Source organism: Chimaeribacter sp. YP20170169 (assembly GCF_056739715.1).
Map to the genome: position 1 here is coordinate 3,236,307 of NZ_CP176824.1, position 16,065 is coordinate 3,252,371.

Sequence of the window (16,065 nt, forward strand, 5' to 3'; positions counted from 1 at the left end):
CCGCATCAGGCTTGGTGCGGCGTCTCCTCCTGCGGAATCTCGCCCTCTTCCGAGCGCCCCTGCCAGCCAGTCTGCTGCGCCCGCGCCAAGCGGGTATGATCCATCGCCATCGCTTCGGTCAGCATGGTTTTGGCGCGCTGCATGGTGGCGATGCGGAACTCGGTATCCTCATAGTTCGGCAGCGTCTCCTCCAGCATCTTCAGGTTGTAGTCGCGGAAGATGTCCGCTTTCTCCCGCGCCTCATAGGCACCGATGCCGATCGCCTCCAGCGCGCGGCGGGCAGTGCGTAGCGAGCCTTCAAACATCTCACGCTCCGGCGACTCCACGCCACGCAGCCGCAGCTGGTAGTAGTGGTCAACGTCACGCGCGCGGGCAATGATCTTCAGGTGCGGGAAGTGCTCACGCGCCAGATCGGTCAGTTGCAGGTTGGCATCTACGTCATCCAGCGCGTTGACCAGCACCTTGGCCTGCGCCGCGCCAGCGGACTCCAGCAACTCCACGCGGGTGACATCGCCATAGAATACCTTGGTGCCAAATTTGCGCAGCGTCTCCACGTGATCCGGGTCGTTGTCCAGAACCACCGCGTTGATGCCGTTCGACAGCAGCAGACGGCCGGTGATCTGACCAAAGCGGCCGAAGCCCGCGACGATCACGCTGGCGTGCTCATCAATGGTGTCATCCGGGCGTGAATTGGCGGGTGCCGCCTTCTCGAAGCGCTTGGACAGCACCAGCAGCAGCGGCGTCACCGCCATTGACAGCGCCACCGCCAGCGTCAGCGCCTTCGACCACTCGACCGGCAGCACGCCAGCGGTCTGGGCGGTGCTGAACACCACAAAGGCGAACTCACTGCCCTGCCCGAGCAGGATGGCGAACAGCCCACGCTGGGCGCGCGGCACGTGCAGCATCGGTGCCAGCAGCCACAGCAGCGCCCCCTTCAGCAACATAAAGCCGCCCAGCAGGGTGAGGATCAGCAGCGGGTTGTTCACCAGCGTACCGAAGTCGATCGACATGCCGACGCCAATGAAGAACAGCCCCAGCAGCAGCCCCTTGAAGGGCTGGATATCGCTCTCCAGCGCATGGCGGTACTCGGAACTGGCGAGCAGCACGCCAGCGAGGAACGCGCCCATCGCCATCGACAGCCCAGCCATCTCCAGCAGCACGCCAAAGCCAAACACCAAAAACAGTGCCACGGCGCTGAACACCTCACGCATCCCGGACTTGGCGACAAAGCGCAGCAGCGGGCGGGTGACGTAGCGGCCAAGCAGCACCACCAGCGCCAGCGCCAGCACCATCTTGCCCGCGGAGAGCGCAAAGGTACTGAGGGTGGTGCCGCCGCCAGTGCTTGCCAGCAGCGGGATCATCGCCACCAGCGGAATGGCGGCGATGTCCTGAAACAGCAGCGCGGCGAAGGCGCTGTTGCCAATCTGCGTCGAGGTCAGGTTGCGTTCGCTCATCGCCTGCATGGCGATGGCGGTGGAGGAGAGCGACAGCGTCAGGCCAATCAGCGCCGCTACCTGCCAACTCAGGCCGAGCACGTAGCAGAAGGCGCTGAGCAGCACCCCACAGCCAGCCATCTGCAAGCCGCCGCCGCCGAACACCGCGGCGCGCAGGTTCCACAGCCGTTTCGGATCCAGCTCAAGGCCGATGATAAACAGCATCAGCACCACGCCAATTTCGGCGAAGGTCAAAATCGATTCGGCATCGGCCACCAGCCGCAGCCCCCACGGCCCAATCAGACAGCCAGCAATCAGGTAGCCGAGCACCGAGCCGAGGCCAAAGCGCACGGCAATCGGCACAATCAGCGCCGCGGAGCCGAGGTAGATCAGCCCCTCAATCATCATCGCGTGGTTATCCATGCTCACCTCCGTTCGCCGCGGCCTCAAGGGTGGCGGCCAGATAGCCCGCCAGTTGTGCCCGGTAGCGGGCCGCTGCCGCCTCCAGGGTCGCCGCATCACAGCTGAAAGTGCCATGCAGCACGAACGGCGGCTGCCACGTCATGCCGCAGTAGAGGGCGGTCGCCTGCAACGGCTGCGCCAGCGCGTCAAAGTGCGGGAAGTCGCCCAGCTTGAAGTGCGGCTGGTCGCCGCCAGTGGTCACGGCCCACAGCGCCTGTTTGCCATGCAGGGCGTCGCCCCCCTGCCCGTAGGCCCAGCCATGCTCCAGCACCTTGTCAAACCAGAGCTTGAGCAGCGGCGGCATGCTGTACCACTGCATCGGGTGTTGCCACACCACCAGCGAGGCGCGGCTCAGCGCCTGCTGCTCGGCGCGCACATTGATGGTGAAGTCGGGGTAGAGATCGTAGAGCGATCTCACCTCCACGCCATCCAGCTCACCGGCCGCCTGGATCATTCGTTTGTTGGCGTGGGAGTGGTGGGGATAGGGGTGGGCGTAAATAATCAGGATCATCAGGATCTCGCTACAACGTGTGTCGCGTCAGGCAGGGCCATCCACACGCCCGGCCCTGACGCTGCCGCCAATGGAAACCGCGCATTCTACGGCGTTCACGCCACAGGAGAAATGGGAAAAGAGCGAAACAGGGGAAAGAGGCCGCCCTGGCGCGGATCACCCCGCCGTTAGCAGGCGGCTGAGCTGCTGGCGGGTCTGCGTTAGCGTGTCGCGGCTGCGCGCTGCGACCCACACCGTGCTGCTGCCGGCCCCCAGTACGCCGGACAGGGCGTGGTGATCAATCAACCGCCCCACCGCCCGGCCATAGCCCGTCACGGTCTGGATCAGGATGAACTATTATGCGAAAAAAAACCCCACGTTGCCGTGGGGTCTGTAGGGTCGCGCTGGATTAACCAACGATCTGCGCGTGCATCTCCTGCACCGAGATAACCTGCTCGGTCGGGTCGGTGCTCAGCGCCATCGCGGTGGCGAAGCCGCCGTTCAGCGTAGTGTCGTAGTGCACTTTATATTGCAGCGCGCTGCGGCGAATCAGCTTGGAGTCCTCAATCGCCTGACGGCCCGCGGTGGTGTTGACGATGTAGGTGTACTCGCCATTCTTGATGCGGTCTTGAATGTGCGGACGGCCCTCATGCACCTTGTTGACCAGACGCGGGTTGATGCCCGCCTCGCCCAGCACCACGGCGGTGCCGTGGGTGGCATCCAGCTCGAAGCCGCGTTTCAGCAGCTTGGCCGCCAGATCCACCACGCGGGACTTGTCACCCTCGCGCACGGAGAGCAGCGCACGGCCGCTCGCCTTCAGGTTCAGGTTGGACTGGCTGCCGAGCATCGCCTTGCCGAAGGCTTCCGCGAAGGTGCGGCCGACGCCCATCACCTCACCGGTGGAGCGCATCTCTGGCCCCAGAATCGGGTCAACGCCGGGGAACTTGTTGAATGGCAGCACCACCTCTTTCACAGAGTAGTACGGCGGGATCACCTCTTTGGTGACGCCCTGCTCCGCGAGGGATTTGCCAGCCATCACGCGCGCCGCCACTTTCGCCAGCGGTACGCCGGTCGCCTTGGAGACGAACGGCACGGTACGCGCCGCACGCGGGTTGACCTCAATCAGGTAGACCTCATTCTCCTTCACCGCAAACTGCACGTTCATCAGGCCGCGCACCTGCAACTCGAAGGCCAGCTTCTCGACCTGCTGACGCATCACATCCTGAATCTCCTGGCTCAGGGTGTAGGCCGGCAGGGAGCAGGCGGAGTCGCCAGAGTGCACGCCAGCCTGCTCGATATGCTCCATGATGCCGCCAATCAGCACGCGCTCGCCGTCGCAGATGGCATCCACGTCCACCTCTACCGCGTCATCAAGGAAGCGATCCAGCAGCACCGGCGCGTCGTTGGAGACGGAGACGGCGTTCTGGAAGTAGCGCTTCAGATCCACTTCGTCGTAGACAATCTCCATCGCCCGGCCGCCCAGCACGTAGGAGGGGCGCACCACCAGCGGGTAGCCGAGGGTCGCGGCCTTCTCTACTGCCTGCTCGGTGGTGGTGACGGTGGCGTTGGCTGGCTGCTTCAGGCCGAGGCGGTTGACCGCCTGCTGGAAGCGCTCACGGTCTTCGGCGCGGTCAATCGCGTCCGGGCTGGTGCCGATGATTGGCACACCCGCGGCTTCCAGCGCACGCGCCAGTTTCAGCGGGGTCTGGCCGCCGTACTGCACGATCACGCCCTGTGGCTGCTCGAGGCGCGCAATCTCCAGCACGTCTTCCAGCGTCACCGGCTCGAAGTAGAGGCGGTCAGAGGTGTCGTAGTCGGTGGAGACGGTCTCCGGGTTACAGTTGACCATGATGGTTTCGAAGCCATCTTCGCGCAGCGCCAGCGAGGCGTGCACGCAGCAGTAGTCGAACTCGATGCCCTGACCGATACGGTTCGGCCCGCCGCCCAGCACCATCACTTTCGGGCGGTCGTTGGTCGGGTTGGACTCGCACTCCTCCTCATAGGTGGAGTACATGTAGGCGGTGTTGGTGGAGAACTCCGCCGCACAGGTGTCTACGCGCTTGTAGACCGGGTGCAGCTGGTAGCCGTGGCGCAGCTTGCGAATTTCGCTCTCGGCCACGCCAGCCAGTTTCGCCAGACGCGCGTCGGCAAAGCCCTTGCGCTTCAGCTGACGCAGGAAGTCAGCGGTCAGGATGTTGATGCCACCCTCGGCCACTTTCTCTTCCAGACGCACCAACTCTTCAATCTGCACCAGGAACCAGCGGTCAACGTTGGTCAGGTTGAACACGCCATCCACGGACATGCCAGCGCGGAAGGCGTCCGCGATGTACCAGATACGCTCCGCGCCCGCGTCTTTCAGCTCGCGGCGGATTTTGGTCAGCGCCTCTGGGTCATCCAGGCTCACCTGCGGATCAAAGCCGGTGGCGCCTACTTCCAGGCCACGCAGCGCTTTTTGCAGCGACTCCTGCTGGGTGCGGCCAATCGCCATCACTTCACCCACGGACTTCATCTGGGTGGTCAGGCGGTCATTCGCGCCCGCGAACTTCTCAAAGTTGAAGCGTGGGATTTTGGTAACCACATAGTCGATGGACGGCTCAAACGAGGCCGGGGTCAGGCCGCCGGTGATGTCGTTCATCAGCTCATCCAGCGTGTAACCCACCGCCAGTTTCGCGGCTACCTTGGCAATCGGGAAGCCGGTGGCCTTGGAGGCCAGCGCCGAGGAGCGCGACACACGCGGGTTCATCTCGATGACGATCAGGCGGCCAGTTTTCGGGTTAACCGAGAACTGCACGTTGGAACCGCCGGTTTCGACGCCAATCTCACGCAGTACCGCCATCGAGGCGTTACGCATGATTTGGTACTCTTTGTCGGTCAGGGTCTGCGCCGGGGCGACGGTGATGGAGTCACCGGTGTGGATGCCCATCGCATCAAAGTTCTCAATCGAGCAGACGATGATGCAGTTGTCATTTTTGTCGCGCACCACCTCCATCTCATACTCTTTCCAGCCAATCAGCGACTCGTCAATCAGCAGCTCATTGGTTGGCGAGAGGTCGAGGCCGCGCTCGCAGATCTCTTCGAACTCTTCACGGTTGTAGGCGATGCCACCGCCGGTGCCGCCCATAGTAAAGGAGGGACGGATGATGCAGGGGAAGCCCACGTCGTCCGCCACGGCCAGCGCCTCTTCCATGGTGTGCGCGATGCCGGAGCGTGCGGTGTCGAGGCCAATCTTCTTCATCGCCTGATCAAAGCGGCGACGGTCTTCGGCCTTGTCGATGGCGTCGGCGGTGGCACCAATCATGGTGACGCCGAACTCCTCCAGCACGCCCTGACGCTCCAGCTCCAGCGCGCAGTTCAGCGCGGTCTGGCCGCCCATGGTCGGCAGCACCGCGTCCGGGCGCTCTTTTTCGATGATTTTGCGTACCACTTCCCAGTGGAGCGGCTCAATGTAGGTCGCGTCGGCCATCTCCGGGTCGGTCATGATGGTCGCCGGGTTGGAGTTCACCAGAATGACGCGATAGCCCTCTTCACGCAGCGCCTTACACGCCTGCGCGCCGGAGTAGTCAAATTCACACGCCTGGCCAATCACGATCGGGCCGGCGCCGAGAATCAGGATGCTTTTTATATCTGTACGTTTTGGCATGGTAAGTCGCTCCTGATTATTTGGCGGTAGAACGGTAGGTCTGGATCAGTTCGATGAAGTGATCGAACAGCGGCGCCGCGTCGTGCGGGCCGGGGCTGGCTTCCGGGTGACCCTGGAAGCTGAAAGCCGGTTTGTCAGTGCGGTGAATGCCCTGCACCGTGTGGTCGAACAGCGAGGTGTGCGTGATGCGCAGCGTCGCTGGCATCCCCTCTTCATCGACGGCGAAGCCGTGGTTCTGGGCGGTGATCATCACGGTATTGTTGTCATGGTCTTTGACCGGATGGTTGCCGCCGTGGTGGCCAAGCTTCATTTTGCGCGTCTTCGCGCCGCTGGCCAGCGCCAGCAACTGGTGGCCGAGGCAGATGCCAAACACCGGCACCTCAGTCTCAAGGAAGCGCTGGATAGCGGTGATGGCGTAGTCGCACGGTGCCGGGTCGCCGGGGCCGTTGGAGAGGAAGATGCCATCCGGGTTCATCGCCAGCACCTCGTCCGCCGGGGTCTGCGCCGGTACGACCGTCAGGCGGCAGCCGCGATCCACCAGCATCCGCAGGATGTTGCGCTTCACGCCGTAGTCATAGGCCACCACATGGAAGGGCAGATCCGCGGCCTCTTTGGCCTCCGGCAGTTCGCCCTCCAGTGACCAGCTCCCCTGCTGCCAGCTGTAGCTCTCTTTGGTGCAGACCTCTTTTGCCAGATCCATGCCGTTCAGGCCGGGGAACGCCTGCGCCTTTTGCAGGGCCAGCGCTGCGTCTGGATGGTCGCCAGCGATGATGCAGCCATTCTGCGCCCCTTTCTCACGCAGCAAGCGGGTCAGCTTGCGGGTGTCGATATCGGCGATGCCCACGATGTTCAGGCGCTTGAGGTAGTCCGAGAGGGTCTCTTCACAGCGGTAGTTGCTGGCGATCAGCGGGAGGTCGCGGATGATCAGGCCTTGCGCGTGGACGGTGGAGGATTCTTCATCGGCGGTGTTGGTGCCGACATTGCCGATATGGGGATAAGTGAGGGTGACGATCTGGCGGGAATAGGAGGGATCAGTGAGGATTTCTTGATAACCGGTCATCGACGTATTGAAGACCACTTCCCCCACTGCCGTACCTTCGGCCCCGATGGCCCGACCGTGGAATTGGGTTCCGTCTTCCAGAACCAACAGCGCTGACTTAATCAAAGCATCCTCCAGGAATAATCAATCATTATATTTGCATATTAATTCAGAATTGACGCCCTAAATCAATGCAAAAATCACTGCGAGAGCTAATTTTTGGCAAATTGCGCGCATTCTAATGATGCCCCCTACCTTTGTCTACCAGAAACACGCATTTTCACCCCTATTTCTCTTCATTCAGTAGAAATGCAGCCTTAGCCAGCCAAAAAAGGGTGATAAGTGGTGTGAGTAAACGGTTGCGACACTTTTCCGCGAAAAAAAAGCGGGGAGGCTGCCCATTCAGGGCGAACTTTGAGCAATTGCAACATGAAAAACGGGATTGCGAAGAGATATTGCTATGTTATGCGGAAAATATTACAGATAAATACACATACGCTTTAAAGCAAGATACTTAACTTAAAAAATCTTATAATACATATAAATATAAAATCAATAATAATTTAAAAAGCCAAAATATACGCCAAAAAAAATCGTTTCAAAGCATATAAATAGCAATTTCATTCACCAAAACCACCTTAAGCCACATCACCCCATTTATTTACCATTGCGTAACGTAATCGCCAGTCATCGCTGCCCTGACAGCCCTTTTTGCCCCTGAAAAAGCACACGTTCTTGACTGTTAGCGTGAAAACCGTGGGGAGATGCCCCAGCGCTTTTTGTTGCTTTGCCCAGCCCAACCGGGGGCCAGAAAGCTGCTTTTTTCACCCGCTTCGCTTAACCCCTGCCCACTGGACACTGGCTGGCCGCAGGGCGCGCGGGCGTCGGCCATTTTTTGCCCCCTGAACTGCTATGCAGCAGGGGGTGCATAGTTATTCTGCCCTTGGGTGCCGAACGAAAGCCGCAGAGGCCAGGAATGACGCACGCTGGCGGCCGGATCAGGCGCTGGCGTTAGGGATGCCCCCTGTTTCTGGCTGCACTTTCTTTGTGAGCTGCCTCACAGCCGGGGTGGCAACGTGCCACATCTCCCGGAATCTGCTGGGTTAATCGCGTTTACCACCCTTTCGCAAAAAAGTTAATCGATTAACCTAGCGCTGACCAGATTTCACCCATGCGGCAGGAGGAGTGATGATACTAAGCAGCATAACGGCCGAAAGCCTCATTGTGCTGGATGCGCCCTGGGGCAGCCGGACGATGATCCTTGAGGAGCTAAGCCAGCGCCTGCTTGAGCAGGGAAAAATCGCTGACCGGGCGCAGTTTCTGGAGGCGGTGTGGCAGCGCGAGGCGCTATCCGAGACTGGCTTTGAGCAGGGTGTCGCCCTGCCCCACGGCAAGTCGCCGGTGGTGACGGCCCCGGCGTTCGCCGTGGCGCGGCTGACGCAGCCGGTGGCCGACTGGCCGACAATGGATGGTGAAAACCGGGTGGATCTGGTGTTCCTGCTGGCGGTGCCGCAGGGGGACAGCGACGGCCATATCCGTTTGCTGTCGGCGCTGAGTCTGGCGCTGATGGAGGAGGATCGCGTGCAGGCGCTGAAAACCGCCGCCAGCCCGCAGGCATTCCTCACGCTGCTGGACAGCGCCAGCGCCGACGCCACGCCAGTAAGCGCGCCCAGCCGCACGCTGGTCGCCATCACCTCCTGCCCGGCCGGCATCGCCCACACCTATATGGCCGCTGAGGCGCTGGAGCGGGCGGGCGCGGCGCGCGGCATCCAGATCCATTGTGAAAAGCAGGGCGCGAGCGGCACCGAGGGAGAGCTGACAGCGGCGCAGATCCGTGACGCCGAGGGGGTGATCTTTGCCGCCACCCTGCCGCCCAAGGGACGGGGGCGCTTTCACGGTAAGCCCTACGTCTCGGTGCCGGTCTCCGCGCCGTTGAAGGATGCCGACGGCGTGATTGACCGCCTGTTGCAGCAGCCCGACGGCGTGGTAACCGAGGCGCACGCGACGGAGCCACCGCCGCGCAGCGGCCTCACCCTCTCCGGCCGCCTCTACCAAGGCGTCTCCAGCGGCATCTCCTATATGATCCCGGTGATTGTCGCCGCCGGGCTGATGATGGGCATCGGCCAGTTGCTCGCCAGCGCCTGCGGCATCACCGACATTGCCAACGCGCAGTATGCCACCGATGACCGGCTGACAGTGGCGATGGCCCACTGGCTGTCGCTGTATGGCGCGATGATCATGAAGTTCATGTACCCAGTGTTCGCCGCCTACATGGCGTGGAGCCTGGCCGACCGGCCGGGCCTGATGCCGGGCTTTGTCGGCGGGGCCTTCGCCGGTGGGCTGCACTTCACCTTCTGGTCAGTGCCGGGCGGCGTGCCCTCCGGCTTTCTGGGCGCATTGATCCTTGGCATGGCGGCCGGGCTGATCGCCGACACCCTCAACCGGCGCATCCACCTGCACCGGCATTTGCAGGCGATGAAGCCGATGCTGATTGTGCCCGGCCTGACAGTCATCGCCCTGTTCCTGCTCAACTTCTACTTTGTCGATCCGGTGTTTGGCGGCCTTAACCGGGCGTTGCAGGCGTTCATTACCGCGCACGGCAACTCCAGCGCCCTGATGCTCGCCGTGATCATCGCCTCCCTCACCGCCTTCGATTTAGGAGGCCCGGTGAACAAATCCGCCGGGGCGATCGCCATTGGGCTGGCGGCTGACCACATCTTCCCGCTGACGCCACGGGTGCTGGCGATTGTCATCCCGCCGATCGGCATCGGCCTCGCCACCCTGATCGACCGCTTTCTGGTGCACCGCCGGGTGTTCGACGAGAGCCTGCGGGTGACCGGCACCACCTCGCTGATCCTCGGTTTCCTTGCCATTGGCGAGGGGGCGATCCCCTTTATGCTGAAAAACCCGCTGATCACCATCTCCCTCAACATGCTAGGTGCGGTGCTCGGCGCGGTGATCGCCATCCTGCTTGGCTCGGTGCAGTGGTATCCGCTGCCCGCCATCTGGGGTTGGCCGCTGGTGCAGAACCTGCCCGCCTACCTGTGCGGCATGGTGACCGGGATTGCGTTCATCGCCATCAGCAATGTCTTTCTGCGTTTCTATCTGATTAAACGCGGCCTGTTGACCGTCAATGACCAGGAGGGGTCATGAAGCACACGCACGTTTATGTTGTCCCGCACTGCCACTGGGACGCCGAGTGGTACTTTACCTGCGAGGACTCCCACATCCTGCTGGTGGAGAATCTCGACTACCTCCTCGACCTGCTGGAGCAGCGCGAGGATTTCCCCAGCTACACCTTCGATGGGCTGGCGATTGTGCTGGAGGAGTACCTGCGGGTACGGCCAGAGAACACCGGGCGGCTGGCGGCGCTGATTGGCCAGCGCCGGCTGTTGGTCGGCCCTTGGTACACCCAGTGCGACTCGCTGCTGATCCGCACCGAGTCTTTGATCCGCAACCTGCAATATGGCATCCGCACCGCCGAGCGCTTCGGCCATAGCATGGACATCGGCTACCTGCCGGACATCTTCGGCCAGCACGCCTGGCTGCCAGCCATCTTCACCGACCTTGGCATCCACTACTGCGTGCTGCAACGCGGCGTCTATACCGAGCAGCTTCAGGGCGATCTTAACTTCTGGTGGCAGTCGCCCAACGGCAAGCGCATCGCCACCCATTACCTCTACTATGGCTACGGCCCCGGCAAGTTCCTGGCGACGGATGACACCTACCTCAACCAGCGCCTGCTGCCGATTTTGACGTCGTTGCGCGCCATGAACCGCGGCACCGACACGCTGTTGCTGCCAGCGGGCGGCGATCAGGTTCTGGCGAATGCCCGCTTCCCGCAGATTGTCGAGGAGCTTAACGCCCTTGGCCTGCCGTGGCATTTTACCCTTACCGACTATGAGCACTATATGCGGGACGTCTGGGCTGACGCGCTCTTTAACCACACGCTGGAGGGTGAGCTGTACGCCTGCCAGAAGTCGCGCATCCACCGCACCTGCCACTCTACGCGCTATGACATCAAGCGCCAGAACTGGCAGACCGAGCATCTGCTGCTGGATCAGCTGGAGCCGCTGGCGGCGATGGCGTCGCTGATGGGCATCCACTACCCCGCGCCGCTGCTGGATGAGATGTGGAAGACGCTGTTTGCCGCCCATGCGCACAACGGCATTGAGGCGACCAACGCCGATGCCGTCAACCTCAATATCCGCCAGCGACTGGTGAGCGTGGAGCGTTCCGCCCTCAGCCTGCTCAACCTGTTGAAGAAGAAGATTGCCCGCCGCGTCGAGCAGGAGAACGCGTTGGTGGTGTTCAACGGCGACCCGACCCCGCAGGAGAAGCTGGTGCGCGCCGTACTCTTCACCCGCCAGCCGGGCTTTGCCCTGCGCCGGGCGGGCGCGTTGCTCGACAGCACGCTGCTCAGCCAGCAGCAAATGCCCGGCGGCCAGCGCGTGGTGGTGACCGCCACCGGCGAGAAGCTGGAGCCGCTGGCGGATTACTACCGCAGCGAGGTGCTGTTCCGCACCACCCTGCCGGGGCTGGGCTGGCACACTCTGAGCGTCGATGAGCAGTGTGCTGCCCCGGCGCTGCGCCCTGCGCCGCAGCCGGTGATAGAAAATGGCTGCTATCGCGTCACCTTCGAGCAGGAGGGGCTGACGCTGGAGAACCTGCGCAACGGCTGCCGCCTGCGCCACCCCATCACCTTTGTCGAGTGCGGTGATGACGGCGACGAGTTTGACTTCGCGCCGCTCGAGTCCGAGATCCCCGACGCCTGCCAGCGCTTTAGCCTCATCCGTTGCGAGACCGGGCCACTGGCCGCGCGCATGACGCTGGCGACCACGTTGCAACTGCCAGCGGACATGGCGAGCCGCAAGGCGGGCCAGCGTAACCTGGCGATGGTGGTGCATACCACGCTGGAGCTGCGTCAGGGCGAGCCGTGGCTGCGCGTGCAGCACCAGCTGACCAATGCCGCCACCGACCACCGGCTGCGGGTGCACCTCGCCACGCCCGTCCGCTCGCCGCGCTTCTCCTTCGCCGATCAGGGCTACAGCCTGCTGCGTCGCGACACCCACAGTCCGTGGCTCGCCAACTGGCGCGAGAAAGGTTTTGTCGAGAAGCCGATGCCGATTTTCACGCTGGAGAACATCGTGCTGGTGCTGAATGACGACCACAACTTTGGCGTGCTGACGCAGGGCATCAAGGAGTATGAGGTGTTGCCGGATGAGCAGGTGCTGGCGCTGACGCTCTACCGCAGCGTCGGGCTGCTGGGCAAGGATGACACCGCGTGGCGGCCGGGGCGCGCTTCCGGCATCAACAACAAAGTGGTAGAGACGCCCGACGCCCAGCTATTGCAGCCGCTGGTGTTTGACTATGCGCTGCTGCTCGACACCCTGCCGGATGAGGCCGCGGCCTTCGCCGCCATCCGTGACTACCGCGAGCCGGTGATGAGCTACCACGTGCAGGATCTCAACACCTTCGAGGAGCGGTTGGAACGCTTCACCCTGCCGCTGCCCGCACAGGCGATGCCGGCGGATCTGTCGCTGTTCAGCCTGACCAACCCCCGCATCTTCCTTAGCATGTGCCGGCCCGGCGTGGAGGCCGGGGAGTTGGTGATCCGGCTGTTCAACCCCGGTCGCCGCCCGGAGCGGGCCACGCTGGAGATGGCGCGCCCCTGCCAGATGCTGCGCCTGTCGCTGCGTGAGGATGACCCACAACCGCTGGCGAACGAGGCGCTGATCCCGCCGGGCGACTACCTGACGCTGCTGCTGCGCTTCGCGCCCTAGCGGCGCGGCCCCGGCCAGCAACGGGTGGCCCTCCAGGCCGAGTCAGGGCAGGAAGCGCCGCCACTGTGCCGCCACGCGTCCCGGCCGGGAGATGAACTGTAGCCGCGCCGGATCGTCGCGGAACTGCTGATAGATCGGCGCATCGGTGAGGCCGAACTCGTGGTAGCGGCGCGGTGTGATCACCTGCAACTGCCCCGGCGCGTAGTGCGGGTTGCGCTGCCAGACGATGTGCGTTCCCTGTACCAGCGGATACCACGCCATCCCGTGGCGCGCGTAAAGCGCGCCATGATCCGCGCGCCTCTCCCGGTCACAACAGGTGGCGAAGGCCAGCGGCACGTCTGGCGTGGCGGACAGGATGGCGTGCGCCCAGCCCGGCGGCACCAGCACCTTCTCCCCCGGCCCGGCCTGCACCGCGAAGCAGCGCCCGGCATCCTCCGCCACATACTCCTGCATGTAGACCATCGCCCGCCCCTGCCAGATCTCAACCAGCTCCGGCGGCGACCAGCCGCTGTGCTGGCTGATGGGGTGCACATGCCCCTGGCTGTGCACCGGCTCCGCGCCGAGGGTGCCCGCCGCGCAGGCCACCACGCAGAAGCGCAGCATCCGTCGCTCCAGCTCCGCCCGGTCATCCAGCCGCGCCACGTCCGTTGCCGTGGCGTACACCAGTGCCGGGCCGCCGCAGCCCGGATCGCGCAGCAGCGGCCGCATCTGCGCCAGCGTGCGGATCTCCGGTATCGGCCCGATCACCTCCTCGCCATAGCTGAAGCCCAGCGGAGCCTGCCGGATGGCTATCTCCAACCCATACCTCGTCTCCATCTCTCCTCCCTGTCTGGTTATCGTGATCCCGGCAGGGTAGCCGATGGGTTTGGTGGCGCTGGCGGCGGGCGTTGGATTCTGCTGGCCCAGTCACAGGCTAGCGCTGTCAGGGTGCCAATGGCGCCCACAAATCATAAATAATGAAAATATTTGCATATTCATGCATTAATCAGGGAGGGGGAAAAGGAGTGGTCAGGCGCGGGGCGAAAAAAGGGGCAACCGTTCATTGCCCCGTAATCCAAGACTTATGATTGAAATAACCACATCACGATGGTTGGGAAAGCTTATAAATCGTGTAGCGAGAGCACGTCCCGCATGTCGTACAGTCCGGTCGGTTGCGTTGCCAGCCACTGGGCGGCACGCACCGCGCCACTGGCGAAGGTCATGCGGCTGGAGGCCTTGTGGGTGATCTCCACGCGCTCGCCGATGTCCGCGAACATCGCGGTGTGCTCACCGATGATGTCGCCGGCGCGCACGGTGGCAAAGCCGATGGTGCCGGGCACGCGTTCCCCGGTGTACCCTTCACGTGAATAGACCGCACACTCTTTTAAATCCTTCTCCAGCGCGCCAGCAATCGCCTCGCCCATCGCCAACGCCGTGCCTGACGGCGCATCGACTTTGTGGCGGTGGTGCGCCTCAATGATCTCAATGTCGGTGTAATTCCCCATCACTTTCGCCGCCTTCTCCAGCAGCTTAAGCATGACGTTAACGCCGACGCTAAAGTTCGCGGCGAAGACGATGGCAATCTCCTGCGCGGCATCCTGAATAGCCTGTTTACCCGCATCATCAAAACCGGTGGTGCCGATCACCATCCCTTTACCGTGCTGGCGGCAGAACGCCAGATGCGCCAGCGTGCCTTCCGGGCGGGTGAAGTCGATGAAGACATCGAAATCCCCTTTTACCGCCTCAAGGTCACTCTGCACGGTCACGCCGGTTTTTCCGGCGCCCGCTAACTCTCCGGCATCGCATCCCAGCAAGGAGGAGCCTTCACGCTCCAGCGCCGCACCGAGCTGTACGCCATCCATGCCAAGAGTGGCCTGGATCAACTGACGCCCCATGCGCCCTCCGGCTCCCGCGATGGCAACGCGGATTTGTCCATCATGCATAGCTATTCTCTTTTGTTAATTTTAGGTAAATCGTTTTCAGAGTAACCAGCACATCGCCGTGCCGCCAGCCGAAAACGTCGATAATTAGAATTTAATGATAAACAGGCAGAGATATCAGTAAAAGGCATGACCCTTAGCAAAAGCCACATGACTCCCTGACCACCAGCGCTGGCGGCAGGATAATGCGTTTCGGCGGTTCGTCATTGCCCTGAATCCGGCTATACAGCAGCTCCCCCGCCTTGCGGCCAATCTCTTTTGCCGCCACGGACACCGTGGTGAGCGCGGGTTGCACCAGCGCCGCTTCGGTGATGTCATCAAACCCCACCAGCGCAAAATCCCGTCCGGGTTCGCGCCCCATCTTGCGTAGCGCCTGCATGACGCCAAGCGCCACGATATCCTGATAACAGACGGCGGCGGTGATTTGCGGGTAACGCAGAAGCAGGGACTCCGCCACGTTTTCACCGTCAATTTGGCTGGCCTGCGTCGCCACGATCCACGCCGGGTTTGGCGATATGCCCTGCTCCAGCAAGGTACTGGTAAACCCACCAATGCGCTGTGCCCGGCTCCCGGAAGTGGGGCTGCCGCCAATAAACGCGATGTTTTTATGCCCCATGTTGACGAGGTGGGTGGTCGCCATCTGCGTACCGAGAAAGTTATCGGTGCCGACAAAATCAAAATCAGGATCGCTCAGGGGACGCACCACCATGATGGCGGGAATGTTGCGCCGTTTCAGCGCCTCGAAGAAGGAGGCCGGCGTCTCGCGCGCCGCACAGAGCACCATGCCGCAGGCATTGTTGCGCATCAGCGAATCGACAAATTTTTGCTGCCGCTCTCCTGACTCTTCACTATTGGCCAGAAACAGCAGCAGGTCATGCCGCTCCATCTCATGGCTTAGCCCCGCCGTCATCTCGCCGTAAAAGGGGTTGGTGATGTCGTGCAGCAGCAAGCCAACCTGGTTACTCCTGCGGTTACGCAGGTTGGCGGCGGTTTGGTTGTACACATAGCCCGCATCGTCCAGCGCTTTTAGCACCCGGTCGCGTGTAGCCTGAGAAATTCGCCCCCGGTTACGCAATACCATTGAAACAGTTGCCGTGGAGACGCCCGCGCGTTCAGCGACCTGCGCCAACGTGACTGTTGCCATGATCTCTCCTAATCTCTTGTCCAAGGTTAATCGAATAACCTACATTTTGTTTTTTTACCTGTGATTCCCATCACGCCAGCGTGCTGTTGACCCTACTGAATCCCGAATGTGGCGGGTTAATCGCGTTAACCACCCTAGGAAAATAAGGTTAATCG

Annotated in this window: 10 protein-coding genes; 2 read left to right on the top strand and 8 right to left on the bottom strand. The window is 62.3% G+C overall.

Annotated elements, in window-relative coordinates; translation table 11 throughout:
* Positions 1–5 precede the first annotated feature (5 nt).
* From kefC to carA, 5 genes are all read right to left on the bottom strand, one after another.
* Positions 6–1,856, bottom strand: a complete 1,851-nt coding sequence (gene kefC / locus ACK3SD_RS14755; RefSeq protein WP_481125975.1) for a glutathione-regulated potassium-efflux system protein KefC — start codon at positions 1,854–1,856, stop codon at positions 6–8.
* Positions 1,849–2,406: a glutathione-regulated potassium-efflux system oxidoreductase KefF gene (gene kefF, locus ACK3SD_RS14760; RefSeq protein ID WP_481125976.1), complete on the bottom strand. Its 558-nt coding sequence runs from the start codon at positions 2,404–2,406 to the stop codon at positions 1,849–1,851. Before kefF ends, kefC begins: the two co-directional genes overlap by 8 nt.
* 156 nt (positions 2,407–2,562) lie before the next feature.
* The gene (locus tag ACK3SD_RS14765; RefSeq protein ID WP_481125977.1) at positions 2,563–2,721 is read right to left on the bottom strand and encodes a hypothetical protein; all 159 of its coding nucleotides are present in this window, start codon (positions 2,719–2,721) and stop codon (positions 2,563–2,565) included.
* A 73-nt stretch (positions 2,722–2,794) separates the two neighbouring features.
* Positions 2,795–6,025, bottom strand: a complete 3,231-nt coding sequence (gene carB / locus ACK3SD_RS14770) for a carbamoyl-phosphate synthase large subunit (RefSeq protein WP_481125978.1) — start codon at positions 6,023–6,025, stop codon at positions 2,795–2,797.
* 16 nt (positions 6,026–6,041) lie between these two features.
* Positions 6,042–7,190, bottom strand: coding sequence for a glutamine-hydrolyzing carbamoyl-phosphate synthase small subunit (gene carA, locus ACK3SD_RS14775; protein ID WP_137764311.1), 1,149 nt, complete (start codon positions 7,188–7,190; stop codon positions 6,042–6,044).
* Positions 7,191–8,252: 1,062 nt separating this feature from the next.
* On the opposite strand from carA, the gene ACK3SD_RS14780 reads away from it, so the two are divergent.
* Together ACK3SD_RS14780 and ACK3SD_RS14785 are read left to right on the top strand one after the other, a co-directional pair.
* Positions 8,253–10,217, top strand: a complete 1,965-nt coding sequence (locus tag ACK3SD_RS14780; protein WP_481125979.1) for a fructose-specific PTS transporter subunit EIIC — start codon at positions 8,253–8,255, stop codon at positions 10,215–10,217.
* Positions 10,214–12,847, top strand: a complete 2,634-nt coding sequence (locus ACK3SD_RS14785) for a glycoside hydrolase family 38 N-terminal domain-containing protein (RefSeq protein WP_481125980.1) — start codon at positions 10,214–10,216, stop codon at positions 12,845–12,847. The genes ACK3SD_RS14780 and ACK3SD_RS14785 overlap by 4 nt, the downstream gene beginning before the upstream one ends.
* Before the next feature lie 42 nt (positions 12,848–12,889).
* Here the strand turns inward: ACK3SD_RS14785 and ACK3SD_RS14790 are convergent, their stop codons facing one another.
* The 3 genes from ACK3SD_RS14790 to ACK3SD_RS14800 all read right to left on the bottom strand — a co-directional run bounded on the left by ACK3SD_RS14790 (position 12,890) and on the right by ACK3SD_RS14800 (position 15,910).
* Positions 12,890–13,663 carry a glucose-6-phosphate isomerase family protein gene (locus ACK3SD_RS14790; protein ID WP_481125981.1) on the bottom strand — a complete coding sequence of 258 codons (774 nt, stop codon included), beginning with the start codon at positions 13,661–13,663 and terminating at the stop codon, positions 12,890–12,892.
* Positions 13,664–13,947: 284 nt separating this feature from the next.
* A complete protein-coding gene (gene dapB, locus ACK3SD_RS14795; RefSeq protein WP_481125982.1) occupies positions 13,948–14,769 on the bottom strand; it encodes a 4-hydroxy-tetrahydrodipicolinate reductase in 822 nt (273 codons plus the stop codon).
* Positions 14,770–14,902: 133 nt separating this feature from the next.
* Positions 14,903–15,910, bottom strand: a complete 1,008-nt coding sequence (locus ACK3SD_RS14800) for a LacI family DNA-binding transcriptional regulator (protein ID WP_481125983.1) — start codon at positions 15,908–15,910, stop codon at positions 14,903–14,905.
* Between the last annotated feature and the right edge of the window lie 155 nt (positions 15,911–16,065).